Annotated in this window: 1 protein-coding gene; it reads right to left on the reverse strand. The window is 38.6% G+C overall.

The window, feature by feature from the left end; translation table 11 throughout:
• Positions 1 to 471: 471 nt before the first annotated feature.
• Positions 472 to 690, reverse strand: a 219-nt coding sequence (locus tag FKN93_RS17630) for a hypothetical protein (protein ID WP_212755198.1), incomplete at its 5' end; no start/stop codon positions are given.

Here is a 690-nt window from a genome sequence, read left to right on the forward strand (position 1 = left end):
TATAGAATTGTTTCAAGTGGTTTAAGTAAAAAGAAGCAGGCTGAATTAGGGATTCTGTGTCAATCTGAAACACGCACATAACAAAGCGTTCAAGAGGGATTCGCAACGCGTAGCATTTTCGTTATGCATTGATTTTATTGGTTTTTAGTGCAATGCGGTGAGTTTGTAGTTGCGTTGCTCACCCCTTAACGCGGCGTTATGCTTTATTGAACCTCAGCAAAATCAATATATAAATTTTAATGGGAAAACCTAGCCTGATTTAGAGGTTTTCTATTCTAATTGATTGATATTATGAGTTTATTGTTCTTTTTGGTGGATATTGAAAGTTGAACGATGCTTCTGTTTTTTCGGACAACTTTGCTCTGATAAATTGTGTACGCAAAAGATTCAATAGTTGCTGAAAAGTCTCTTTCTTTGGTGTTACTGGTTCATTGATTCCACTGGCTATTTCGCTTCAGCATGTTTGGGATCTCATGAACATCTTGCTTGCTGACAGTGTTTGGTTAGCGCAAGTTTATCGATGTTTGTGCGCTTTTTTCCGGCTCTGCTCTGATAAATTGTGCACACAAAAGGTTCATTTGTCGCTGAACGGTCTCTTCCTTTGGTGTTGTTTGCCCATTGATTCCGCAGGCTAATTCGCTTCAACTTATTTGGGATCTTATTTGCACCAATGATTGCTGAAAGTAGGCA

The organism is Vibrio sp. A8-1 (assembly GCF_013048685.1).
Lineage (GTDB): Bacteria > Pseudomonadota > Gammaproteobacteria > Enterobacterales > Vibrionaceae > Vibrio > Vibrio metschnikovii.